The sequence below is a fragment of the Methylomonas sp. 2BW1-5-20 genome, assembly GCF_052474515.1.
This window is the reverse complement of record NZ_CP184127.1, coordinates 2,749,186-2,771,220: the sequence shown is the minus strand read 5'-3', so window position 1 is coordinate 2,771,220 and position 22,035 is coordinate 2,749,186. Positions and strand designations below refer to the sequence as shown.

Annotated in this window: 23 protein-coding genes; 6 read left to right on the top strand and 17 right to left on the bottom strand. The window is 51.4% G+C overall.

Annotated features, from left to right (window positions below; genetic code table 11):
* Nucleotides 1-33: 33 nt before the first annotated feature.
* Entirely contained in the window at nucleotides 34-471 is a 438-nt protein-coding gene (locus ACH50O_RS12675; RefSeq protein ID WP_446808156.1) for an NUDIX domain-containing protein, read from the bottom strand.
* A gap of 198 nt (nucleotides 472-669) precedes the next feature.
* Here ACH50O_RS12675 and rapA point away from each other — a divergent pair, with 198 nt between their 5' ends.
* A complete protein-coding gene (gene rapA, locus ACH50O_RS12670; RefSeq protein WP_446808155.1) occupies nucleotides 670-3,432 on the top strand; it encodes an RNA polymerase-associated protein RapA in 2,763 nt (920 codons plus the stop codon).
* Between the two features lie 58 nt (nucleotides 3,433-3,490).
* Here rapA and ACH50O_RS12665 read toward each other — a convergent pair whose 3' ends face one another.
* Nucleotides 3,491-3,853, bottom strand: coding sequence for a PilZ domain-containing protein (locus ACH50O_RS12665; RefSeq protein ID WP_446808154.1), 363 nt, complete (start codon nucleotides 3,851-3,853; stop codon nucleotides 3,491-3,493).
* Between the two features lie 150 nt (nucleotides 3,854-4,003).
* Between ACH50O_RS12665 and ACH50O_RS12660 the strand changes: the two genes are divergently transcribed.
* The gene (locus ACH50O_RS12660; protein ID WP_446808153.1) at nucleotides 4,004-5,293 is read left to right on the top strand and encodes a DEAD/DEAH box helicase; all 1,290 of its coding nucleotides are present in this window, start codon (nucleotides 4,004-4,006) and stop codon (nucleotides 5,291-5,293) included.
* On the opposite strand, the gene ACH50O_RS12655 is transcribed toward ACH50O_RS12660, so the two are convergent.
* Nucleotides 5,290-5,628 carry a cupin domain-containing protein gene (locus ACH50O_RS12655; RefSeq protein ID WP_446808152.1) on the bottom strand — a complete coding sequence of 113 codons (339 nt, stop codon included), beginning with the start codon at nucleotides 5,626-5,628 and terminating at the stop codon, nucleotides 5,290-5,292. The two genes, ACH50O_RS12660 and ACH50O_RS12655, sit on opposite strands and share 4 nt — an antisense overlap.
* A 42-nt stretch (nucleotides 5,629-5,670) precedes the next feature.
* Between ACH50O_RS12655 and ACH50O_RS12650 the strand changes: the two genes are divergently transcribed.
* Nucleotides 5,671-6,330: an HvfX family Cu-binding RiPP maturation protein gene (locus ACH50O_RS12650; protein WP_446808151.1), complete on the top strand. Its 660-nt coding sequence runs from the start codon at nucleotides 5,671-5,673 to the stop codon at nucleotides 6,328-6,330.
* Here the strand turns inward: ACH50O_RS12650 and ACH50O_RS12645 are convergent.
* Nucleotides 6,272-6,598 (bottom strand): DUF2288 domain-containing protein, encoded by a 327-nt coding sequence (locus ACH50O_RS12645; protein WP_446808150.1) that lies wholly within the window; start codon nucleotides 6,596-6,598, stop codon nucleotides 6,272-6,274. The genes ACH50O_RS12650 and ACH50O_RS12645 overlap by 59 nt on opposite strands.
* Nucleotides 6,599-6,686: 88 nt before the next feature.
* On the opposite strand from ACH50O_RS12645, the gene ACH50O_RS12640 reads away from it, so the two are divergent.
* Together ACH50O_RS12640 and ACH50O_RS12635 are read left to right on the top strand one after the other, a co-directional pair.
* Nucleotides 6,687-7,388: a TPR end-of-group domain-containing protein gene (locus tag ACH50O_RS12640; protein ID WP_446808149.1), complete on the top strand. Its 702-nt coding sequence runs from the start codon at nucleotides 6,687-6,689 to the stop codon at nucleotides 7,386-7,388.
* A 279-nt stretch (nucleotides 7,389-7,667) separates the two neighbouring features.
* Nucleotides 7,668-8,438, top strand: coding sequence for a Crp/Fnr family transcriptional regulator (locus ACH50O_RS12635; protein WP_446808148.1), 771 nt, complete (start codon nucleotides 7,668-7,670; stop codon nucleotides 8,436-8,438).
* 312 nt (nucleotides 8,439-8,750) lie between these two features.
* Here the strand turns inward: ACH50O_RS12635 and ACH50O_RS12630 are convergent, their stop codons facing one another.
* Together ACH50O_RS12630 and ACH50O_RS12625 are read right to left on the bottom strand one after the other, a co-directional pair.
* The gene (locus tag ACH50O_RS12630; protein WP_446808147.1) at nucleotides 8,751-9,167 is read right to left on the bottom strand and encodes a bacteriohemerythrin; all 417 of its coding nucleotides are present in this window, start codon (nucleotides 9,165-9,167) and stop codon (nucleotides 8,751-8,753) included.
* 345 nt (nucleotides 9,168-9,512) lie between these two features.
* Nucleotides 9,513-10,058 carry a DUF1415 domain-containing protein gene (locus ACH50O_RS12625; protein ID WP_446808146.1) on the bottom strand — a complete coding sequence of 182 codons (546 nt, stop codon included), beginning with the start codon at nucleotides 10,056-10,058 and terminating at the stop codon, nucleotides 9,513-9,515.
* On the opposite strand from ACH50O_RS12625, the gene ACH50O_RS12620 reads away from it, so the two are divergent.
* The gene (locus ACH50O_RS12620; RefSeq protein ID WP_446808145.1) at nucleotides 10,057-10,893 is read left to right on the top strand and encodes a thermonuclease family protein; all 837 of its coding nucleotides are present in this window, start codon (nucleotides 10,057-10,059) and stop codon (nucleotides 10,891-10,893) included. The genes ACH50O_RS12625 and ACH50O_RS12620 overlap by 2 nt on opposite strands.
* A 21-nt stretch (nucleotides 10,894-10,914) precedes the next feature.
* Here the strand turns inward: ACH50O_RS12620 and ACH50O_RS12615 are convergent, their stop codons facing one another.
* The 11 genes from ACH50O_RS12615 to secD all read right to left on the bottom strand — a co-directional run bounded on the left by ACH50O_RS12615 (nucleotide 10,915) and on the right by secD (nucleotide 21,964).
* A complete protein-coding gene (locus tag ACH50O_RS12615) occupies nucleotides 10,915-11,223 on the bottom strand; it encodes a hypothetical protein (protein WP_446808144.1) in 309 nt (102 codons plus the stop codon).
* Between the two features lie 339 nt (nucleotides 11,224-11,562).
* Nucleotides 11,563-12,189 carry a copper resistance protein NlpE gene (locus ACH50O_RS12610; protein WP_446808143.1) on the bottom strand — a complete coding sequence of 209 codons (627 nt, stop codon included), beginning with the start codon at nucleotides 12,187-12,189 and terminating at the stop codon, nucleotides 11,563-11,565.
* Between the two features lie 332 nt (nucleotides 12,190-12,521).
* Nucleotides 12,522-13,025, bottom strand: a complete 504-nt coding sequence (gene tpx, locus ACH50O_RS12605) for a thiol peroxidase (protein ID WP_446808142.1) — start codon at nucleotides 13,023-13,025, stop codon at nucleotides 12,522-12,524.
* A gap of 26 nt (nucleotides 13,026-13,051) precedes the next feature.
* The gene (gene der / locus ACH50O_RS12600; RefSeq protein ID WP_446808141.1) at nucleotides 13,052-14,443 is read right to left on the bottom strand and encodes a ribosome biogenesis GTPase Der; all 1,392 of its coding nucleotides are present in this window, start codon (nucleotides 14,441-14,443) and stop codon (nucleotides 13,052-13,054) included.
* 4 nt (nucleotides 14,444-14,447) lie between these two features.
* Nucleotides 14,448-15,659 carry an outer membrane protein assembly factor BamB gene (bamB, locus tag ACH50O_RS12595; protein ID WP_446808140.1) on the bottom strand — a complete coding sequence of 404 codons (1,212 nt, stop codon included), beginning with the start codon at nucleotides 15,657-15,659 and terminating at the stop codon, nucleotides 14,448-14,450.
* 17 nt (nucleotides 15,660-15,676) lie between these two features.
* On the bottom strand, nucleotides 15,677-16,333 hold the full coding sequence (locus ACH50O_RS12590; RefSeq protein ID WP_446808139.1) for a YfgM family protein: 657 nt from the start codon (nucleotides 16,331-16,333) through the stop codon (nucleotides 15,677-15,679).
* Between the two features lie 36 nt (nucleotides 16,334-16,369).
* Nucleotides 16,370-17,653, bottom strand: coding sequence for a histidine--tRNA ligase (gene hisS, locus ACH50O_RS12585; protein WP_446808138.1), 1,284 nt, complete (start codon nucleotides 17,651-17,653; stop codon nucleotides 16,370-16,372).
* Between the two features lie 23 nt (nucleotides 17,654-17,676).
* Nucleotides 17,677-18,402, bottom strand: coding sequence for a type IV pilus biogenesis/stability protein PilW (pilW, locus tag ACH50O_RS12580; protein ID WP_446808137.1), 726 nt, complete (start codon nucleotides 18,400-18,402; stop codon nucleotides 17,677-17,679).
* 25 nt (nucleotides 18,403-18,427) lie between these two features.
* Nucleotides 18,428-19,540 (bottom strand): 23S rRNA (adenine(2503)-C(2))-methyltransferase RlmN, encoded by a 1,113-nt coding sequence (rlmN, locus tag ACH50O_RS12575; RefSeq protein ID WP_446808136.1) that lies wholly within the window; start codon nucleotides 19,538-19,540, stop codon nucleotides 18,428-18,430.
* Nucleotides 19,515-19,946 carry a nucleoside-diphosphate kinase gene (gene ndk / locus ACH50O_RS12570; RefSeq protein WP_446808135.1) on the bottom strand — a complete coding sequence of 144 codons (432 nt, stop codon included), beginning with the start codon at nucleotides 19,944-19,946 and terminating at the stop codon, nucleotides 19,515-19,517. The genes rlmN and ndk overlap by 26 nt, the downstream gene beginning before the upstream one ends.
* A 170-nt stretch (nucleotides 19,947-20,116) precedes the next feature.
* Nucleotides 20,117-21,964 (bottom strand): protein translocase subunit SecD, encoded by a 1,848-nt coding sequence (secD, locus tag ACH50O_RS12565; RefSeq protein ID WP_446808134.1) that lies wholly within the window; start codon nucleotides 21,962-21,964, stop codon nucleotides 20,117-20,119.
* Nucleotides 21,965-22,035: the final 71 nt, after the last annotated feature.

Here is a 22,035-nt window from a genome sequence, read left to right as displayed (position 1 = left end):
CCGGGGCGAACGGATCGCTGAATCAGGTAAGGCTTATATTCTTAGAGGCGTTACCTCGCCGGTCAGTTTATAATGGTGGTAATCCGCTATTACCTGCGCGTGATCGAAGGCCAACTGGCTGGGTAGATTGTCGAAATTAAAGAGCCCATAGTTTTTAGCGTCGTCTGCCGCCATCGGCATGCCGTGAGCTTGCGCTAGATAGACGGCGGTGACGGTGTGATTGCGAGGGTCGCGTTGCGGGTTGGAGTAAAGACCCAGTAGTACGGTTAGTTCCACATCCAGGCTGGTTTCTTCCTTGGCTTCGCGGATTGCCGCGTGCTCAAGCGTTTCGCCGACATCGACAAAGCCGCCGGGTACCGCCCAACCGTAGGGTGGATATTTCCGCTCAATCAACACGAAAGGGCGCTGCGGATGGTCGATCAATTCGATCAAAATATCGGCGGCTAATAACGGTGTGATCGGCTTTGCCATGGTGTTCCTGATAATGATGAGTTTTAGCGCGTAGAAAATATGAGTGTTCTGCTAAATTTAACCATGTTTTCAAGCATTGCTGAAATTCTCGATTCTTTTTCCTCGATAAATTAATCATGAATTAATCCGCTTTTCATATCATACGGCCTGTTCAATGCAGCGCTTTTAAAGTCGTATTACATTTCCAAGAAGTAAAACATGAATGAGTTTATTCCCGGCCAACGCTGGATTAGTAATACCGAATCCGAACTCGGTTTAGGTATGGTGATGGATGCTGAGTTTAACCGTGTCACCGTGCTGTTTTTAGCGACCGGCGACAAGCGGGTTTATGCCAGAGATAACGCGCCTTTGACCCGTGTGCAGTTCAACGAAGGCGATGTGATCGAATCTGCCGATTACGCCAAGATTAGTGTGCAACAGGTGCAGCAGCACAACGGTTTGTTGACCTACATCGGTATCGATGAAGACGGTCAGTTGCAGCAAATCGACGAGATGGAACTTAACCATCATATTCAATTTAACAAACCGCAAGATCGTTTGTTTACCGGTCAATTCGACCCGACGGCCTGGTTCTTATTACGCTACGAAACCTGGCGGCGTCAGCAACAGCACCAACAAGCGGCTACCAAAGGTTTGCAGGGTGCGCGAGCGTCACTGATTCCGCATCAGCTCTATATTGCTCATCAAGCCGCCAGCCGCGCCTTACCGCGCATTATGCTGGCCGATGAAGTGGGTTTGGGTAAAACCATTGAAGCAGGTTTGATCATTCAGCATCGCTTGATCAACGGCTTAAGCAAGCGGGTGTTGATTTTGGTGCCGGAGAGCCTGCTGCATCAATGGTTGGTGGAGATGCTGCGCCGCTTTAATCTGCGTTTTAGCATTTTCGACGAAAGCCGCTGCTTTGCCAGTCCGGACGAGAACCCGTTTCTCGGTGAGCAGTTGGTGCTGTGCAGCCAGCGCTTTTTCGCCGATTCCGCACATCGCCAGCAACAAGCCTTGGATGCCGGCTGGGATTTGGTGGTGGTCGACGAAGCCCATCATCTGGAATGGAGCGAAGACGCACCTAGTGCTGATTATCTGTTTGTCGAGCAATTGGCCGTGGCCTCTCCCGGCCTGATTCTGTTGACCGCTACGCCCGAACAATTAGGTAAGGAAAGCCATTTTGCACGTTTGCGCTTGCTCGATCCCGACCGTTTTTATCGGTTCGAACAGTTTCTGCGCGAAGAAAGCCAGTTTGAGCCGGTGGCCAGACTGGCGAATTTGCTGATTTCCGGCGCAGCGCTGGATGCCGAACAGCAGGAGCAATTGAAAAACCTATTAAAACAGGACAATGTCGACAAACTGCTGCAACAGGTGAACGATAGCCAAGCCCATGCCCGGGAAGAATTGATCAAATTGTTGCTTGATCATCATGGTACCGGACGGATTTTATTCAGAAACTCCCGGCAAACGGTGCAGGGGTTCCCGGATCGGCAGCGCCATGCCTACCCGCTGCACGGCGAAGACACTGCGGATTTGGCCAACAGCCCTTATCTGCATTGGTTGGTTGGAAAGTTGAAAGCCTTGGGCGACGAAAAAGCCCTTTTGATCTGCAAACGCGCGGAAACCGCGATTCAGCTGGAACAATTGTTACGGCAGCATGTTGGGCATACCGCAGCGGTGTTTCATGAAGGCATGAGCATCGTCGAGCGTGACCGGGCTGCGGCGTTTTTCGCAGACGAAGAAAGCCGGGCGCAAGTGCTGATTTGTTCCGAGATCGGCAGCGAAGGGCGCAACTTTCAATTCGTGCGTCATCTATTTCTGTTCGATCTGCCGGAAAATCCCGATTTACTGCAGCAACGCATCGGCCGTCTGGATCGGATCGGCCAGAAGCATGTGATTCAAATCCATATTCCATACCTGGTCGATAGCGCTCAGCACGTGTTATTCCGCTGGTACGACGAGGGCCTGGACGCATTCCGGCATAACTGTTCGGGTGCCGCGCAAGTCCTGAAGTTGCTGGGCGATGCCCGCGATAACGCGTTGCTTAGCCGCGATGCGGCGGCAGTCGAGGCCTTGATTGCCACCACCAAAACTTTAAACAGCCAGGTTGAAGATGAATTGCATAAAGGCCGCGATTTGCTGTTGGAACTAAATTCTTGCCGTCCGCAAGAAGCCGCGCGGCTGGTGGCAGAGATTACTGCCGGCGAAAGCGACGGGAGTTTGTGGCCGTTTATGGAAGCCATGTTCGACTGTTATGGCGTCGATGTCGAAGATCATTCGCGCGACTGCCATATACTATGGCCCAGCGAGAATCTGCGCATCGCCCATTTCCCGATGCTGCAGGACGACGGTTTGACGGTAACCATCAATCGCGATATCGCGTTGGCCAGGGAAGACATGCAATTTCTCACTGCGGAGCATCCTATGGTGTTGTCCGCGATGGATTTGGTGTTGTCCAGCGAGACCGGCAATGCCGCGGTCAGCGTCGTTAAACATTCGCAGCTCAAAGCAGGCCAATTTTTGTTGGAGTTACTGTTTGTCGCTGAATGCAGTGCCCCCGCCGAGTTACAAATCGGCCGGTTTTTACCGCATACACCGCTACGCGTTTTAGTTGATCAAAATAAAAAGGATCTAACGGCCGTTATTAGCCACGATAGCTTGGTCGAAACCGGGGATAGTTTCGATAAAGCGCAAATCAGTCAGTTTTTGCACAGTCAGCGCCAGCATATCCAGGATATGATCAAAGTTGCCGAACAGTTGGTGGCCACGCGGATGCAGAAACTGGTCGCGGACAGCAGCAATTTGATGATTGCGACGCTGACCGGCGAAATCAAACGTTTGGTGCGACTGAAAAAGATCAATCCCGGTATCAAGGCGCAGGAAATAGAGCAACTCAAGGAAATGACCATGCTGTCGCACGAAAGCATACAGGAGACACAGCTTAGGCTGGATGCGGTGCGGTTTGTGATTACCAGCTAGGTGTGTGTCGATGGTGCTTATTCGGCAGGCACAGCGCTCTTCGATCAGGCTTTGCCGGCTAAGCGGTTTTGATCAGTACCGTAGTTTCGTCCAGTTCCACGCATTCAAACATCAGGTCGTCGATGGAGCCTTCCACATGATCGACATAGTGTAGGCCGCACTCCGAGTCAACATGCTGATGTTTCAGAATACCGTGCACACTGAACGGCATTCCGGATTCCGGCAATACCATGGTGATTTTAATCTTGCCGACAACATCCGCACTGATCGGATCTTGAAGCTTAACCCGAATGCCGCTGTAACTGATATCCAGAATTTCCGCATTCAGCGAAATTTCCTTTGGAGTCCGGCTGTTGAAAATAATGCCTGCTTGCAGGCCTCTAGGTTTTACTCTACGGTGAATTCGTTTTTCGAAACTCATGTGATTGGTCTCTTCTAAAGAATCGCGGTCACGCTATCCGGGGTTTATTGTAGGCGCAAAGTTAGATTTTGCTACTCTTGGCTTGGGCATCATGCCATATCTTTTCTTTTCATACACCCGTTAATTACGGGTTTTACATAAGGTTTTTGCATGTTATTTTCAGAATTGGGTTTATCCGAGCAACTTCTCCAAGCCGTTGCCGAGCAAGGCTATGAAACACCTACACCGATTCAGGCGCAGGCGATTCCGGTTATTTTGCAAGGCCGGGACGTACTGGCCGGTGCACAGACCGGTACCGGTAAAACCGCCGGATTTACCTTGCCTTTGCTACAGCTATTGCAAGGACAACCGGTGCCGCAAAAACCGCGTCCGGTTCGGGTGTTGATTTTAACGCCGACCCGCGAATTGGCGATGCAAGTATATGAAAGCGTCAAAACCTACGGCAAGCATTTGCCGTTTTTTGCCGAGGCGATTTTCGGCGGTGTCAGCATCAATCCGCAGATTCAGAAGATACAGCGCGGCACGGATATTGTGGTCGCTACGCCGGGCCGTTTGCTGGACTTGATACAGCAACGGCATTTGGATTTGTCTAAGGTCGAACATTTTGTGCTTGACGAAGCCGACCGGATGCTGGATATGGGCTTTATCCGTGACATTCGCAAAATCATCGCGTTGCTGCCGAACAAACGCCAGAATTTGTTGTTTTCGGCGACCTATGCCCCGGAAATTAGTGCGTTGGCCGAACAAATACTCAACGATCCGGTAGAAATCGCTGTCGCGAAGCGTAATGCGGCTGCCGATACCGTATCGCAACTGGTCTACGGCATTAGCCGCGAATATAAACGCGAATTGCTGTCTTACCTGATAGGCAACGGCCATTGGCAACAGGTGCTGGTATTTGTCCGCACCAAACATGGCGCGGATCGTTTGTGCAAACAACTGATCAAGGACGGCATTCGCTGCGCAGCTTTACACGGCGACAAGAGCCAGGGTGCGCGAGTACGGGCGTTGGAGGAGTTTAAAAACGGCTCGATTACCGCGCTAATTGCCACCGACATCGCTGCGCGCGGCCTGGACATCGACCAATTGCCGCATGTGGTGAATTTCGATCTGCCGCAAGTGGCGGAAGATTATGTGCATAGGATTGGCCGCACCGGAAGAGCCGGCGCTGAAGGTCAGGCGATTTCGCTGGTCGATCCGGAAGAAGCCTATCTGTTGGCGGCCATCGAAAAGCTGTTGAAGCGGCAGATTCCGCGAGTCGATGATACCGGTTATCCGAACGTATCGCTGGAGGTGACCAACAGCAAACCGCAACCTAAAGCGAAAAACCCTCAACCCGGTAAGCCGTCAGGACGTCCGCAAGCCGGCCGGGCTGGAGAGCCTGGCAAGCGTCCGCCAAACTCTCGAAAACCCCGCCAACAAGCGGCCAAGCCACGCTAAGCTAAAGTTTCCAGGATATGAATGGCCAGCCAGACCGATTCGGTGTCCGGTCTGGTCCAATCTACTCTGTGCTTGCAATGGGCTGGAATCAATAAATAGTCGCCGGGATTCAATTCGACAGGATCCGCATCGGTGAATGTCAATCGTGCTTGGCCCTGTAATAATATTACCCACTCATCCTGACTTTGGTCATACCAATCGTCCTCGGTGCTGCAATGGCCCTTGGAAATAATGCGTTCGATACGAATATTAGGCTTGGCAAGCAACGTTTGGCATAATTCCGTTGGCAACTGAGCTGGAATGTCTGTAAAAATGCACGAACTGCTGATTTTCATAAAAACGGGCAGATAATAATAAAATTGGGGGAGGGGATTAAAATGAATAGTACGTCTTTTGTGTCGTTAATGGCTATGGTTGTCGATAAGCTGCCGGGTATCATGCAATTGTCCCGACGCAGCTGCGATGCCGGAAAATACGTGGATTTTTTGGCGCCGCTGTTACTGCGGCTCTATTTGGCGCCGGTATTCTGGATGGCGGGGACTAAAAAAATCGCGAACTTTTCCGATACCGCCGAATGGTTCGGTAACGCGGAATGGGGCTTGGGCTTGCCGGCGCCCTATGTGTTGGTGTTTTTGGTCGCGCTGTGTGAAATTGCCGGCGCTTTGTTTTTGCTGCTCGGCTTTGCCACCCGGCCGATTACGTTGCCGTTAATGGCGATTATGGTGGTGGCGGCAGTCAGTGCGCATCTCAAAAACGGTTGGTTAGCTATTGCCACCGGTAGCGGTATTTTCGCCACCGAACGGACGATAGGGGCGATAGAGCGCTTGGAGCGGGCCAAGGAAATTTTGCAAGTGCAGGGCGATTACCAGTGGCTTACGGAAAATGGCGCGCTGGTAATCTTGAATAACGGAATCGAATTTGCCGCCACGTATTTTGTGATGCTGCTGGCCTTGTTTTTTCTGGGGGGCGGGCGTTTCGTCAGCCTGGATTATTGGCTGGCGCGTAAATACTTGCCTGAACTAGCACCCAGGGCCTGACCACGACCGCCCATACCGAGTTGTTTGTGTCTATCCATTCGCCGGCCTGTCGATCGGTAACATGGCCGATTAGGCCGGCATTCAACCATTGCTCGACCTGGGCTTTATTGTCGCGCGAGAACTGGTAGGCTACTTCGACCAGGTCCAACTCGTCTGCTACCGCGATGGCCAATCCGGCTGCGAAAAAACGCTGCAATTCGGCCCAGGGAATGGACGAGGTTTCCAAATTTACCTTGGCTTTTTCCAGGTCGGGAAGCGTGTCGGTCATTAACATTTTCCGGTTGTTGTAGGATGTTGTAGTATGCCGAGCTATTTTATCGCAACCCGGTTTACAAAACAGAAGTGAGGATTCATCCATGTCGCTATTGAGTTCATTTAAAAAGCGTTCCACCTTAGATGCGGCGATCAAGCAAGTTGCCCAAGCCCGGAAAAACGAGGGCAGCAAAGCCGAGCAACTTTATAAAGGTGCGTATCAAGGCTTTGCCAATGTGATTGCGGATCATTTGATTGTAGCCGAAGCGCTTTATCATTGGGGTTTCGGTCTATTGCACGAAGCCCGGACTCAAGAGCCGAAATCCGCTATTGAGATTTACGAAGACGCCATTTCCAAGTTTTCGTTTTGCTTGCTGATTTCGCCCAACTATTTGGGAGCCGCGATAGATGGCGGTGTGGCGTTTATGGAATTGGCCCGCATCAGCTCGGAAGCGGCCAAACCGGATCTTTACGATTTGGCGGAAGACTTTTTCGAAAAGGCCTGCGGCATTCAAAAAGGCAGCGCGGCGTATAATTTGGCCTGCATTTATGCGTTGCGAGGCGATAACGATGCCTGTTTGGCTGCGCTGCAAACCGCCAGGGACTTTGGCAGCTTACCCGACGAGCATAATGTGCTGCAAGACGAAGATATGGCAAGTGTAATCAATGCCCAGTGGTTCAAAGAGTTTATGGAGGAAGTTCGTTCCAAGCCCGCGACGGAAACTACTAGAATCAAGGATGTTGAAATCAGCGTCGAACCGCGTTTCAAGCTGGAGAAAAAAGAGGATTTTGATTATTACTCTTAGGAATCTTCTAATGTGTTCCATTTAGTTCGTTATTGTTTCAAAGCCCAGCAAAATATAAAGACATGCATGGGCTTTCTTGTTCATGGTATTAGCTATCCCATGAACCCACCAAATTACCCTCTATCATGCTCCTCACGCGCTCAACAATCAGATTATGTCAGATGCTAATATTTGAATTTCAATGAGATATGGTTGACGATCCTGTCATTCGGTATACTCGCTAAAGTCCTGTTTCGAATTTCAACAGCCTGTCAACTTTTCAGTTCTAAAAGCGTCTAAATGCCCGCCAAGCCCGAGCCACAACACAATCATCTTCTAGCGGCCTTATCGCCAGATGTTCAAAGTCGCTTGTTCCCATACCTGGAACTGGTCCCGCTGCCTTTACGCGCGCTTTTGTATGAATCCCGGCGCCCCATGCGCCATGTCTACTTTCCCACCGACTCCATAGTTTCACTCCAGTATATGATGGAAAACGGGGCGTCGACTGCGATCTCCGTGGTGGGCAATGAGGGGTTGCTAGGTATTACATTGTTTCTGGGTGGCGAGAGCACACCGAGCAGGTCGATGGTACAGAGTGCCGGTTTTGCCTATCGACTTCCTAGGCTGCAAGTGAAAGAGGAATTCAACCGCCATGGCCAGTTGCTGATGTTGATGCTGCGCTACACGCAGGCCTTGATCACACAAATCTCGCAGACCGCGGTGTGCAATCGGCAGCATTCGATTGACCAGCAACTTTGCCGTTGGCTTCTGCTTTCCATGGATCGTCTGTCTCACAACCACTTGACGATGACGCAGGAATTCATCAGCAACATGCTAGGCGTTCGCCGCGAAAGCGTCACCCAGGCCGCGCTAAACTTGCAGCAACTCGACGTGATTTCATATTCGCGCGGATTGATTAAGGTGCTTAACCGGCCGAAACTTGAAACGCTGAGTTGTGAGTGCTATAGCGTAGTTAAGCTGGAAACTGATCTGCTGCTAAATTACCTACCGCAGCGTAGCGTGATTACGAATACCAACTCTATCCCCAATGCGACGCTTCCAACGCTTTAGACAGAGCGGCGTCAGTAAAAGAGCTCTTATGGAAGTGGTAACAGGCTGGGCAGATCCAGCAATACAGCTTATTTAGCTACCTGATTAACTAAACTGTCAGTAGTACCAGTTATGCGGGAAGGCTGCTTATGGAAACGGCACCAGTCGAACTGTTTTCATTGAACAGCAATTGTTCGGGGGGGCTTGATTTAATTAATCCTTGTTGGTCGCGAAATGGAGTAATTGAGAGCTGATTTCGAGAGGGGGCCGAGGTAGGCAAAGTGTATGTGGTGCATTTTAACTACCCCGCGACGATTAAGTTTCGATGGGGTTTTAGGCAGAAGAATTTAGGTTGTGTCTCATGCATGCTTCTATATGACCGACCAATTTTTTGTCCTCGGACGAGGTATGGAAAGCGAACCAATTGAATAAAAAATTAAAGGCCTCGTTTGGGCTTATGCTGTCCGATTGTAATTGATAGAGTTTGTTATTGGCCTCTGCCAGTAATTTTCGGTGGGAATTGGCGTGTTGTTCTTGTTCAGGATATAAATTATCTATCATGAGGTTTTCTTCGCTGAGAAAGTGGAACTCTGCATATTTGCAAATTTCCTTAAATATCCTGATCATTTTTTCCTTGGGCAGACCTAGACTTTCAGCTTCGTGGAAATCCACAATTAAACTCAAAAAGATACGATGCTCAGAATCGATCTTTTCGTTGCCGAGTTCGTATTTACAATCCCATTTCAACATCTATCCTCCTGCTACTACATTTCACCTATAAAAACCGGTTGGCTTGTTAATTAAATCAACTGGTTCTCTGCATCCATGCCATCCATGAAGAATTACTTGCAAGGAAAAAGCGTAGACCATGCTACCGTGAATTCAAGCGTTTTCGAATTCACGCTTCGTATACAGGTTGGTTTGCGCGGCCGGGAGCCGGCTGCTGAAAAATCCGCCGGTAAGCCGGACTATTAATTCACTCCGACAGGTGCAAATGGCGGCGGCGAGTATGTTTATCGGGGCTTTGTAAAACAGGGGGCTTTTACGTCCTAATTTTGATAAAAAGATTTCTTCAAATTATAAATTAACGCCTAATTACGCTTGATAGCTGGCATGTAAAATAGCCTGCAATTTCTCGAGCCCCAGTTCCCGGGTAAGCGCTATATTACGCTCGGGGATACCGTTAGGGTCGGGATGGCTGGCAACGGCTTTTTCGATACTGTCCTCGCGAATTAGGTGCAGCATTGGGTAGGGCGAGCGGTTGGTGTAATTGCTGGCGTCGTTTTCCGGCGTTTGCGCAAAACAATAATCAGGATGGAAGCTGGCCAGTTGATAGATGCCTTCGTAGCCTTGATCGATTAACAATTGTTCGGCGATAGCCAGCAAATCCAGGAAATCTTCAAAGTCGGTAAACGCCTCGCTAAAAATCAACAGGGTAGTTTCGGTGTCGGGCTCCGAGTCGAGATGTACGCACTCGGCGATCACCGCTTCCAGGTTGTCTTCTATGCTGTTGCTAGACACGACTTGGTAGCGAATGCTGCCTTTTTCCTGTTCGCGGCGCGCAAACGGGCAGATATTGTATTCAATAACAAAAGTTTTTAGCCAAGCCTGAGTGGCGGCGATAATCTGTTGGTTAGTCATGGTGATCGGAAAAATGGTGAAATGCGCTAAACACTGTCTTTGGCTGTTGGCTTTCTTGCCGGTTATGTTGTCGGCGGACGTTTACCAATGGACCGACCGGCAAGGCCGACACCATTATGCAGATCATGGCGATGCAAATGCCAAAGTCTTAAGCATCAATCCCGGCTCCACTTATTATTGGGTGGAGAAGGTGTTCGATGGCGATACTATCTTATTAAGCAACGGCCGGAAAGTCCGCTTGTTGGGTATCAATACGCCGGAGGTTGCCGGCCGTAACAAATCCGCCGAAGCCGGCGGCGAACAAGCCAAGGATTGGCTGAAGAGCAAATTGGAACATCGTAAGGTTCTTCTGCAGGGCGATGTGGAAAAGCAGGACAAATATCAGCGGACCTTGGCCTATGTGTTTACCGAAGACAAGGAACATATCAACTTGGAGCTGGTAAAGCGTGGTTTGGCCACGGTCAATATTTATCCGCCCAATCTGAAATATCTCGAGCCATTGCTCACGGCGCAGCGTAGTGCCGAACAAGCCAAACTGGGAATTTGGGCGGATCCTGCCTATGCCACGCTAACCTTCGACCGGCTCGATGGGAGTAATTACCAAGGTTGGAAGCGAATAAACGGACGCATCCGTGCCGTAAAAAAGACTGCTAAACATAGCTATCTACAATTTTCCGACAAGGTGTCCGTGAGTGTGGAGCCGTTATCCTCGGCATTATTTCCGCCGTTGGAAACTTATGTGGGTAAAGAAGTGGAGGCCAGAGGCTGGGTTAAACGCTCGAAAGAGAGTTTTGCCGTGCAGGTTAGGCATCCGGCGGACATCCTGTTACGTTGACAATGGCCGCTGGTGACGGGTTTACTCTTCTTCCGCGAAAAGAGCCTGAATCATTTGTTTTTCGTCGTCGTTGAGGATGTGCTCGGCTGAAAACCAGCGTGTGCGTTGAAACGGCATTTCCCGTTCGGCATTCCGTAACGCAGCCCGACGATCAATTTCTCGGCGCTCCGCACGTCGACGATCCAGCGTGCGTCTATCTTCCTTCGGCCACAGCATATACTGCTGCTGCACAAAAGCGATCCACTCCGTCGAATTGAATGTGAAGGGATTGGTTCGTCGCTCCTGCTGACGACGTACTCCGCGGCGGCGCGCTGATTCATCGCTAGTCATCTTAATCGCTACCACTGGCTTATGCCGTCGCATACGCTAAGGCTATTTGAGACATCAGGCGAATTGATGTAGAAGAAAAAATACCTGGATAACATGAAGCTAAAATAATAATTTCACCAAGATAATTTGAGTGTTTTGGTCGGGATTTTAAATGCCCGGATAAAAATCCTCAATCAAACTTAAGCTTTAGATGCCAAATCAGCGTGTATAGTTCCCGTAATTAGGTGGATTGAGAGGCATTAAGCCGGGTCTAAACTGATTGGAGCTCACTCTGCAAGCCTGATTTGTATTGGCCTCGCCTTAATCCAACGCATCTGACTTAATGCGAGAATCACTTGCTTAGTGAATGTGCACTTCCCGAGATTTAGACTTATCGCTTCGTGCCAAGGTATAGTCGTCCTGGTCACCGGGCATAGGCGAGCCATCGCTATTAAGCTGAATCAGGGTGCCTTCGTCTTTAATGCTGAATTGACGTTTGACCTCATCCTTATTGGATGTGAGCGAAAGTGTACGAGCTTTATCGTCCCAAATGTATTTGCCTTTTTCGTAATATTCTCTGGACGAGGCTTTCGCATATTGGGTAACCAGTAGGTAATTGTTCTTTTGTTTCAATGACAACGTCATTTTGAAACCATCGCAATCTTTCTCCTTACAGGGCAAATAGCCATAAAACACACCACGAAACCCTTCGGTTTCGTCGGCTAATTTGGCATGGGCCGAATGGTCCATAGATTGCTGATGAATCATTTCTCGGGCCTTAAGCGTTTTTTCCTGGAGTTGCTTGTCGGATTCCGCCCACGCAACGTTGAACGCCGGAAGCACTACACCGAAAAAAATCAACGTCACATTTTTTTTAATTTTTTTAGTTAATGTTTGCATATTAGATTTTTCTGATTCTATGAGTAAATTGTCTGGTTCAAGCCGCTTGAGTTTGAAGATTACCAGCATAATTGCTGATATCAACATTCCGTTTATCCAAATTCCGCTGCGCGATTTGTCGCGGCAACATTGGGACGTTTAGCCGGCCATATAATTCCACGGAAAAAACGTTGCCGCATTGGAATGTTACCTGGTGTTAGTTGCCGATTGTCAAAACCACGGATAGGAAATTTCGAAATATATATCAGGATCGCGTTATCGGCCGGGCATTAATCGATTATGCAAGATGGCATCCCAAGATGGTGAAGCCTATTCTTCGCCACAAGGCGCATTTTTTTCGCGGTTGAAGCTAAGAGAAACTAGTAAACATTTGCTTGCCGTGGGACTCTGCGATTAATGGCGGCTCGGCTTAGGTTGGTTTACGATTGATTCAATGCCGCCAAGGCGGAGGCATAATCCGGTTCGTCGGCAATTTCACTGACTAGCTGGGTGTAGATGACTTTGTCGTTTTCGTCGATGATCACGATGGCGCGGGCGGTCAGACCGGCCAGGATGCTATCCAGCAACTCGACGCCATAATCGTGAGCGAAATTGGAGCGGAAAGTTGATAAGGGCACAACATGTTTGATGCCTTCGACCTCGCAAAACCTTACTTGAGCGAAGGGCAGGTCGGCGGAAACCACCAACACCACGGTATTGTTCAGGTGAGCGGCTTTTTCGTTAAATTTACGGGTCGAGGTGGCACAGGTCGGCGTATCCAGGCTGGGTACGATATTCAATACTTTCCGTTTGCCGGTAAAGTCGGCCAAGCTAACATCCTGCATTTTGCGGTTGGTCAGCTGGAAATCCGGCGCTTGCGCACCTACCGCTGGTAAATCGCCGACAGTGTTGATCGGTTTGCCTTGGAAAGTGATGGTTGCCATAAGGATGCTCCAGGTATCTTGAGTTGTTATTTTTTTCGTTTACTGAAATCAATCAGGCGTTTGCGTTTTTTCACCTGACGATCACTTAGCGGGTTTTTCTGGCCTTGAAACGGGTTTTCCGGCGACTTGAATACCAGGCGTATCGGTGTACCTGTCAGTTGTAGTTGGTCGCGGAAATAATTCATCAAATAGCGTTTGTAGGCGCCGGGCAGGGAATCGGTCTGGGTGCCGTGTATTACTACTACCGGCGGATTGCGGCCGCCCTGGTGCGCGTACTTCAATTTAATCCGGCGGCCACCAACCAGCGGTGGCTGATGAGCGGTTAGTGCGTCGGTCAAAATCCGGGTGAGCAATGGCGTTGACATGTCGGTCATGGCCGAGTCGTACAGAGTATGCACCACATCAAACAACTTACCGACGCCGCTGCCGTGCAAGGCAGAGATCGGATGCTTTTCGGCGAATTCCAGGAACGATAATTTGATTTCGATCTGCTTTTTCACGAAATCGCGGTGTTCGGCGTTCAGACCATCCCATTTGTTCAAGCCTATGATCAAGGCGCGGCCGGCTTCCAGCACCAAGCCCAAAATATGCGCATCCTGATCGGTGACACCCTCGCGGGCATCGATCAAATAAATCACCACATGGGCTTTTTCGATGGCTTGCAGCGATTTGATGATACTGAACTTTTCCACCGTCAACGATACCCTGGAGCGGCGGCGCATGCCGGCGGTGTCGATCAAGGTGAATTTCTGGCCGTTGCGTTCGAACGGAATATAAATACTGTCGCGAGTCGTGCCGGCTTCATCGAAAACCACTACGCGTTCTTCGCCGAGCAGCCGATTCACTAGGGTCGATTTGCCGACATTCGGCCGGCCGACGATAGCGATGGCAATACCCGGATCTTGTTCTTCGAATTCGTCCTCGACCACCGGCAGTAATTCGTCGATGCGATCCAGTAAATCGTGAACATTGCGGCCGTGGGTGGCGGCAATCCCGATGGGTTCGCCAAGCGCCAGGCTATAGAAGTCGTTGGTCACGGTGTTACTGTCGATGCCGTCGACTTTATTCACCACCAGCACCACCGGTTTGCCGAGTTTGCGCAGCATGTCGGCAATGGCTTCGTCGGTGGCGTTAACGCCGTCGCGAGCATCGACCATGAAAAACACTACGTCGGCTTCCTGCAGGGCAATTTCCACCTGTTTTTTGGCGAAAACGTCTATGCCTGCCTGCTCGTCGGTAATACCGCCGGTGTCAACTATCAGACAGTCGCGTTCGCCGCGTTTGACGCGACCGTATTGCCGGTCGCGGGTCAGGCCGGGATAATCCGCGACCAGCGCTTCGCGGCTGCGCGTCAGATAATTGAACAGCGTGGATTTGCCGACATTGGGGCGGCCCACTAGGGCTATTACGGGTAACATAGGTTTATTTTGCTCTCAAGGCGGCCAGGGTGCCGTCTTTGGCGTAAATGAAAACAGTGTCGTCCACGACTACCGGCTTGGCTTCTATCGCCGCTTTACTGACCTGGATTCGGGCCATTTGGCGGCCGTCGCTATTGGACAGCCAATGCACATAGCCTTCGAAATCGCCGACTACGACATAACTTTGATACACCACGGCCGCCGTTAATTGGCGATTATGTAGGTCTTTTTGCTTCCACAGCGAGGCGCCACTGCGTTGATCCAGTTGCCAGACGTCGCTTTGGGTATCGCTGACGTAGAGATAACGATAATCCAGGCTCAGGCCGGTGTATGAAGAAACCGCTTCGTTGCGCCACAGTACGTCGCCGTCCACTTCCGAAACCGAGGATGCGCCGCCGGTAAAGCTGGCAATATAAATCGCGCCGCGACTGGCGACTGGGTCGACGTCCAGATCGACCAGACGTTCGACTTCGGAACGGCCGCTCGGAATGGCGATAGTCGCTTCCCAAATGGCCTTGCCGTCCTTCAGTTGCAGGGCTTGCAGCTTACCGTTGGCCGAGCCGGCGATCACGTTGTCGTCGATGATGATGGGGGCGCCGGTGCCGCGGATGCTCAAAGCCGGCACGCTATGCTCGAAGGTCCACAGTTGCGCGCCGTTTTCTTCTTTTAGACCGATGATCTTGCCGTCGGTGGTGCGGACGATTACGATGCCGTGACTGACCACGGGGGCCGCCAGTACTTCGCTGGGTACATCGATTTTCCAGCGTTGTTCGCCGGTGCCTTTCTCGAAGCCTATTACTTCGCCGTTGCTGGTACCCATTACCAGAGTATGCACGCCCAGGCCCGGTCCTGCCGAGAAGCTGTAATCAGTGTTATTTTCCCAGGTCAGGCTGCCGTTGCCGGCGCCTCTCGCTTGCAAATGCCCCTTGTTGTCGCCAACATACACAGTGCCTTCCGCGACCGCTGGCGTTAGCTTCAGATATTTTTCATCCGCGCCGTTGCCGATCGACTCCTTCCAGACAATTTCCAGTTGCACTTCCGGCGTGTATTCCTGCAACGTGGCCGGCGGATCGGCGTTGTCGTCATCGCCGGTAATATATTCCGTTAGACCGGAGACAAAGTCGCGTCCAGCGTCCAGTCCCGCGCAGCCAGCCAGCAAGGGTAGACAAGTCAGTAGCGGAAAAACAGAGCGGTATCTTAAGTTCCAGGTATGCATGCTAAAGCGCGTATCTCTTAATTGGCTGTTATCGGTGCGGCGCTGGTCTGCGTTGCGACATCATCCAGTTTGAACTGAGTCAGCGGGGTCGCTTGGCCGGTCCTGACCGCACTTTGATAAGCGCTACGAGCCTCGTCGATGCGATCCAAAGCCACATACAGGTCGCCTTGCAATTCGTCGTAGCTGGCGGAGAAACCTTCGGATTTCGCAGGATCCACTTGGGCGATTAGCTGCAAGCCTTCTTCGTATTTGCCGGTGACCAAAAGCAACTGAATCAGGCGTAAACGCGCTACGTGCCTTAGCTCATCGCTATCGGTGTTTTTTATTTCTTTTTCCAGCACAGCCTTAGCACCTTCCAGGTCGCCTTTCTGCACTTTGGCTTTGGCCTGTTGCAAGCCGGCATAATTGGCGTAAGCAGTGCCGGGGAATTCCGCTGGCAAGCGTTCCGCCAATTTTTCGGTGGATTCGCCATTGTCTTTGGCCGCGCTTTCCAATAATTGTTGGAACATTTGCGAGGCTTGGTTGCGTTTGTCCAGTTGGTGGTTTTGCCAGAGATTCCAGCCGCTCACCAATACAATTGCGGTGACAACACCGGCGATCAATGAAGTCTGATTGGCTTCCCACCATTTTTTCAACTGTTCCAGCTGTTCTTCTTCGGTATCGTAAATTGCCACGGTATTTCTCTTCTATTTACAGGTTACAAGGGATTATTAGCTATGCCAGTCTTGCAGCGTTTGCAGGAGCTGGTCGTGATTCAGGGTGTTTTGCGCTTCATCGATACGCAACGGTTTTAACGCAACTTCACCGCGTTGGGCTTCGTCGTCGCCGATGATAATCGCATACTCGGCACCGGATTTATCGGCCTTTTTAAACTGACTTTTGAAGCTGCCGCCGCCGCAATTGACTTGCAGTTTCAGGCCGGGGATCGCATCGCGGATGCGTTCGGCCAAGCTCATGCCGGCTGCCTCGGCGCTTGTGCCGACGCGGATCATGTAGACATCGGTGGTAGTTGCGACCGGTACATGGTCCAGCAATTCGAGCAGGGCCAGGATGCGCTCCATACCCATCGCAAAGCCGATAGCATGGTTAGGCTTGCCGCCCAATTGCTCGATCAAGTTGTCGTAACGGCCGCCGGCACAGATGGTGCCTTGCGAACCTAAATGTTCGGTGACCCATTCGAACACGGTTTTTCCGTAATAGTCCAGACCACGCACCAAACGGGTGTTCAATTGGTAGGCAATGCCCAGATCATCCAGTGTCGCTTTCAAGCTATTGAAATGCGCCAGGCTTTCTTCGCCCAGATGCTCAAGCAGCACCGGGGCTTGCTGCAGCATGGCCTGCATGTCGGGGTTTTTACTATCCAGAATGCGTAGCGGATTGGTTTCCAGGCGGCGCAAGCAGTCTTCGTCCAAAACCGCCAGATGTTGTTGGAAATATTCGACCAGTTTGCCGCGATAGGCCAGACGTTCTTCGCTGGTGCCCAGGGAATTGATTTGCAGCTCGACCTTATCGCGGATCCCGAGTTGCTTCCACAGCCGGTCGGTCAGCGCGATGATTTCCGCGTCGATGTCCGGGCCTGGCATGCCGTAGGTTTCCACACCGAGTTGGTAGAACTGCCGGTAACGGCCTTTCTGCGGCCGTTCGTGGCGGAACATCGGGCCGTAATACCACAAGCGGTGAGTTTGATTGTGGAGCAGGCCGTGTTCCAGACAGGCGCGCAGGCAGCCAGCGGTGCCTTCCGGACGCAAAGTCAAAGAGTCGCCGTTACGGTCGTCGAACGTATACATTTCCTTTTCGACGATGTCCGTGACTTCGCCGATCGAGCGTTTGAACAGCTCGGTTTTTTCGACGATAGGCAGCCTGATTTCCTGATAGCCGTATGCGCCGAGCACCTGTCTGGCTTGTCCTTCCAGCCACTGCCAATAGGGCGATTGCTCGGGAAGGATGTCGTGCATGCCGCGGATGGCTTGGATAGCCTGTTGTTGTTTTGCCATGATACTTTATTTAAATGCCGGGATTATTTGCTGATCGCGGTTTTGACTTGTTGCGCTTCTTTGGACGCAGGAAATAAGCTTAATAATTGTTCGCGATATTCTTCGGATACTTTGCTGTTGCCCAGTGCCCGTTCGGTTTGGAACGCTATCCACAATGTTTCCGCGGTATGTTTAGCTACGCTTAGATAGCGTTCCAGAAACGCCCTGGCCGACATGAATTGTTGGTTTTGGTAGCTGATGCGTTGCATTTCCTGCAAGGCAGGCGAGTAATCGGGTTGGGTTTGTAAGGCTTGGCGAAAATACTCTTCGGCGCGTGAGCTGTTGTTTTGTTTGACGTAGCAAATGCCCATGTTCGTCAGTGCAAACCAAGGCCGATTGTTCATTGGCGATTCCATCGATTGCTGCAACAGCGCCATGCCTTTTTCGAATTGACCTTGTTCGCACAGGAAGCGGCCGTAGTTGCTTTTAATACTGAAACTATCGGCGTCGCGTTTCATCGCGGCTTGATAACTGTCGTTGGCTTCTTCGTATTTTTTGATGCGTTCATAAAAAGCCGCCAAGGTATTATGCGTTTCCGGATTGCTGGAGTCCAGTCGCACCGCAGTTTCCAACTTTTCCTTGGCGACGTCGAGCATGCCCATGTCCAGATAGCGTGCGCCCATCTGTAAATTCAACTTGGCCTTTTCCGCATTGCTCATCGTCTCGCGGGTGTCCGGCAGCAAGCCGCACGCCCCTAACAACAGACTCATCAGAACTAATCCGCGAGCCGCTTGCCTATTGGCCATGCGAGAATCCTTGGGCTTGCAGCTTTAAATGTCTGCGGCTCTTGTCTTGCACTTGCCCGACCAATTGCCCGCAGGCCGCATCAATGTCTTCGCCGCGAGTTTTTCTGACGGTAGTAACGATCCCGGCGTTTTGCAAAATGTCGCGAAATTTCAGAATCGCGGTATTGCTGGAGCAGCGGTAGTGCGATTGCGGAAACGGATTGAACGGAATCAAATTCAGTTTGGACGGTACGCTTTTTAGTAGTTTGACCAAGGTGCGCGCGTCTTCAAGGCTGTCGTTGATGCCGTCCAGCATCACATATTCGAAAGTAATGTGTTTGCGCGGGCCGGTCTTGGCGTATTCGCGGCAGGCTTCCATCAATTCCACAAGCGGATATTTGACGTTGATCGGCACCAACTGGTCGCGTAAGGCATCGTTTGGTGCATGTAGCGAGACAGCCACGCTGACGTCGCAGACTTCGTTCAGGCGCTTCATCGCCGGGACGATGCCGGAAGTGCTGATGGTGACGCGGCGTTTGGACAAACCGTAACAGAAGTCGTCCATCATTAAATTCATTGCCGCCACCACATTGTCGAAGTTCAGCAGAGGTTCGCCCATACCCATCATCACCACGTTGGTAATGCGGCGTTCCGGTCCCAATCGTTGTTGAGCCAGATAGAGCTGGCCGATGATTTCGGCGGTGGACAAATTACGGTTAAAACCTTGTTTGGCGGTGGAACAAAAGGTGCAGGCCAACGCGCAGCCCACCTGGGAGGAGACGCATAAAGTAGCTCGGCGTTCTTCCGGGATGTAAACAGTTTCCACCCGGTTGCCGCAGTGCATTTGCACCGCCCATTTGCAAGTGCCGTCGGACGCCAATTGTTCGGCGACGATTTCAGGCGCCCTGATTTGGCAGTGTTCCGTTAAATAAGTGCGTAGCGATTTGCTCAGGTTGGTCATTTCATCGAAGTCGACGATGCCTTCCTGATAAATCCATTTCATGACCTGAGTGGCGCGAAACGGCTTTTCGCCGAGTCCGACAAAAAAGGCTTGCAGGCCTTTTCTGTCGAAATCCAGCAGATTAATCAGTGCCGGTTTAGCGGATGCGGGCACAGAGTTCATCGGCGGAGAAGAAGTAAGCGATTTCTTTTGCGGCGGATTCCGGCGCATCGGAGCCATGCACGGCATTTTCGTCGATGCTGACCGCGAAGTCGGCGCGGATGGTGCCTGGTGCCGCTTCTTTAGGGTTGGTGGCACCCATCAATTCACGGTTTTTCAGTACCGCATTTTCGCCTTCCAATACTTGGACAACGACAGGGCCGGAAATCATGAAGCTGACCAAGTCTTTAAAGAAACCGCGTTCTTTATGCTCGGCATAAAAGCCTTCGGCTTGTTCCTGGCTCAATTGCAGCATTTTGGATGCGACGATGCGCAGGCCGTTTTTTTCAAAGCGGCTGACAATTTCCCCAATCACATTTTTAGCGACTGCATCAGGCTTAATGATTGAGAAAGTACGTTCGATTGCCATTGTTTAACTCCCGTGAGGATAGTGATTGAAAAATAATTAAGCGATTATATCGCGTCAGGCGGGGCGTTGAAAAACGCCCCGCCGCAATGCAGGATCAGAGGCCGATCTCTCCGCCCGTTTGCGGAGCCGAAAATAGCTTGAAAAGAACGGTTGATCTTTTCAGCGTCGGTCTAAATGGAAATTTTTTCGACTTGACGGTTGCCGCCGTAGAACCAGTTGACCAGCATCCGGGTACCGGTTACCGCAGTAAACAGAGAAGTCAGAATACCTATGGTCAGGACCAGCGCAAAACCTTTAACCGGGCCGGTACCGAAGCCGAACAGCAACACCGCGACAATCAAGTGCGTGACGTTGGAGTCGAGAATGGTGGCGAAAGCTTTCTCGTAACCGACGAAGATACTGGTTTGCAGGCTAAAGCCGTTGCGCAGTTCCTCGCGGATCCGTTCGTTGATCAAGACGTTGGCGTCCACCGCCATGCCGACCGTCAACACGATGCCTGCCATGCCGGGCAAGGTCAAGGTGGCTTGCAGCACCGACATGATAGAGATCAGCAGCACGACGTTGAAGAACAAAGCAAAATTGGCGATCAAGCCGAAAGCGCGGTAATACACGATCATGAAAAACACCACCAACAAGAAGCCGGCGGTAATCGACAGCATGCCTTGATCGATATTTTCCTGACCCAAACTAGGGCCGACAGTGCGTTCTTCGACGATTTCTACGGGCGCCGCCAACGCGCCTGCTCTCAGCAATAAGGCCAAGGTGCGGGCTTCTTCGGGGCTATCCAGGCCTGTGGTTTGGAAGCGTTTGCTGAAACTGTCGCGGATAGTGGCGACACTGATGACTTTTTCGACTTTTTCCTTGTGTTGGACTTTTTCGCCGTTCACAACTTTGGTTTCGGATTTGTATTCGATGAATACTACCGCCATCGGCTTACCGATATTTTCCTGGGTCATCTTACCCATTTTCTTGGCGCCGACACCGTCCAGCGTGATAAATACCGCTGGTGAGCCGTCTTGATCCAGGCCGGACGACGCATCGGTAATTTGGTCGCCGGTGACGATGACCGCGCGCTTCAATAAAACCGGGGCGCCGTTCTTATCTTTATATAAGCGGCTGCCGATGGGTTCGTGACCGCCGATGGCCGACTGGACATCGTGTTCGACATCCACTAAACGGTATTCCAGGGTGGCGGTGGTGCCCAACAGCTCTTTCGCTCGGGTGGTGTCTTGTACGCCGGGTAATTGCACCACGATGCGGCTGTCGCCTTGTTGTTGGATGATGGGCTCGGCTACGCCCAGTTCATTGACCCGGTTACGTAAGGTGGTGATGTTTTGACCCAACGCCGATTTCTTGATTTCGCGCAGGTCGCGCTCGGGTATCGACAGGATAAACTCATTAGGTCCGGCTTCAGTTAGGTTCAGGTTGCGGAAGTCTTTGTTCAGCACTTCATTGGCGGCAACTCGGGCTTCTTCGTTAGGCAGTACGACTTTGATGCCGCCGTTTTCTTTAGACACCGACTGATAACGAACCTTGGCATCCCTGAACGCGGAGCGGATATCGTTGGTGTAGCGTTCTTCGGCCTGTTTCAGCGCGCTATCCATATCGACTTCCAGCAGGAAGTGCACGCCGCCGCGTAAATCCAAGCCCAGATGCATCGGATTTGCGCCCAGCGCCCGCAGCCAGCCCGGTGTTGCCGGCGCTAAGTTCAGGGCGACAGTGGCTTTGCCCGACAATTGCTCGCGCAGCAGATCCGCTGCTTTCATTTGTTCGTCGGTATTGTTGAAGCGAGCCAGGATTTTGCCTTCCTCGAATTCGAAGCTTTTAAGCGCAAAGCCGGCATTCTTGATGCTGGCGGCAACCTCATCGGCCTGAGCCTGCTGCAACGGCGTCGGGGTGGACGATGCCAATTGCACTGCCGGGTCGTTGCCGTAAATATTGGGCAGCGCGTAAATCGTGCCGATCAGCAGAATGATCAGCACCAGAATGTTTTTCCAGACAGGGAAATGATTTTGCATGGTTATTCCATTAAAAGCAGTGACAGCCGAGCTATTGCGAATAAAAGCAGGGTATATCGCAGGGTTAAAGC

What these genes read in the sequence shown, in the direction of transcription:
- ACH50O_RS12675 (WP_446808156.1), bottom strand. Translation starts at nt 471, where the DNA reads ATGGCAAAGCCGATCACACCGTTATTAGCCGCCGATATTTTGATCGAA.
- rapA (WP_446808155.1), top strand. Translation starts at nt 670, where the DNA reads ATGAATGAGTTTATTCCCGGCCAACGCTGGATTAGTAATACCGAATCC.
- ACH50O_RS12665 (WP_446808154.1), bottom strand. Translation starts at nt 3,853, where the DNA reads ATGAGTTTCGAAAAACGAATTCACCGTAGAGTAAAACCTAGAGGCCTG.
- ACH50O_RS12660 (WP_446808153.1), top strand. Translation starts at nt 4,004, where the DNA reads ATGTTATTTTCAGAATTGGGTTTATCCGAGCAACTTCTCCAAGCCGTT.
- ACH50O_RS12655 (WP_446808152.1), bottom strand. Translation starts at nt 5,628, where the DNA reads ATGAAAATCAGCAGTTCGTGCATTTTTACAGACATTCCAGCTCAGTTG.
- ACH50O_RS12650 (WP_446808151.1), top strand. Translation starts at nt 5,671, where the DNA reads ATGAATAGTACGTCTTTTGTGTCGTTAATGGCTATGGTTGTCGATAAG.
- ACH50O_RS12645 (WP_446808150.1), bottom strand. Translation starts at nt 6,598, where the DNA reads ATGACCGACACGCTTCCCGACCTGGAAAAAGCCAAGGTAAATTTGGAA.
- ACH50O_RS12640 (WP_446808149.1), top strand. Translation starts at nt 6,687, where the DNA reads ATGTCGCTATTGAGTTCATTTAAAAAGCGTTCCACCTTAGATGCGGCG.
- ACH50O_RS12635 (WP_446808148.1), top strand. Translation starts at nt 7,668, where the DNA reads ATGCCCGCCAAGCCCGAGCCACAACACAATCATCTTCTAGCGGCCTTA.
- ACH50O_RS12630 (WP_446808147.1), bottom strand. Translation starts at nt 9,167, where the DNA reads ATGTTGAAATGGGATTGTAAATACGAACTCGGCAACGAAAAGATCGAT.
- ACH50O_RS12620 (WP_446808145.1), top strand. Translation starts at nt 10,057, where the DNA reads ATGGTGATCGGAAAAATGGTGAAATGCGCTAAACACTGTCTTTGGCTG.
- ACH50O_RS12625 (WP_446808146.1), bottom strand. Translation starts at nt 10,058, where the DNA reads ATGACTAACCAACAGATTATCGCCGCCACTCAGGCTTGGCTAAAAACT.
- ACH50O_RS12615 (WP_446808144.1), bottom strand. Translation starts at nt 11,223, where the DNA reads ATGACTAGCGATGAATCAGCGCGCCGCCGCGGAGTACGTCGTCAGCAG.
- ACH50O_RS12610 (WP_446808143.1), bottom strand. Translation starts at nt 12,189, where the DNA reads ATGTTGATATCAGCAATTATGCTGGTAATCTTCAAACTCAAGCGGCTT.
- tpx (WP_446808142.1), bottom strand. Translation starts at nt 13,025, where the DNA reads ATGGCAACCATCACTTTCCAAGGCAAACCGATCAACACTGTCGGCGAT.
- der (WP_446808141.1), bottom strand. Translation starts at nt 14,443, where the DNA reads ATGTTACCCGTAATAGCCCTAGTGGGCCGCCCCAATGTCGGCAAATCC.
- bamB (WP_446808140.1), bottom strand. Translation starts at nt 15,659, where the DNA reads ATGCATACCTGGAACTTAAGATACCGCTCTGTTTTTCCGCTACTGACT.
- hisS (WP_446808138.1), bottom strand. Translation starts at nt 17,653, where the DNA reads ATGGCAAAACAACAACAGGCTATCCAAGCCATCCGCGGCATGCACGAC.
- pilW (WP_446808137.1), bottom strand. Translation starts at nt 18,402, where the DNA reads ATGAGTCTGTTGTTAGGGGCGTGCGGCTTGCTGCCGGACACCCGCGAG.
- rlmN (WP_446808136.1), bottom strand. Translation starts at nt 19,540, where the DNA reads ATGAACTCTGTGCCCGCATCCGCTAAACCGGCACTGATTAATCTGCTG.
- ndk (WP_446808135.1), bottom strand. Translation starts at nt 19,946, where the DNA reads ATGGCAATCGAACGTACTTTCTCAATCATTAAGCCTGATGCAGTCGCT.
- secD (WP_446808134.1), bottom strand. Translation starts at nt 21,964, where the DNA reads ATGCAAAATCATTTCCCTGTCTGGAAAAACATTCTGGTGCTGATCATT.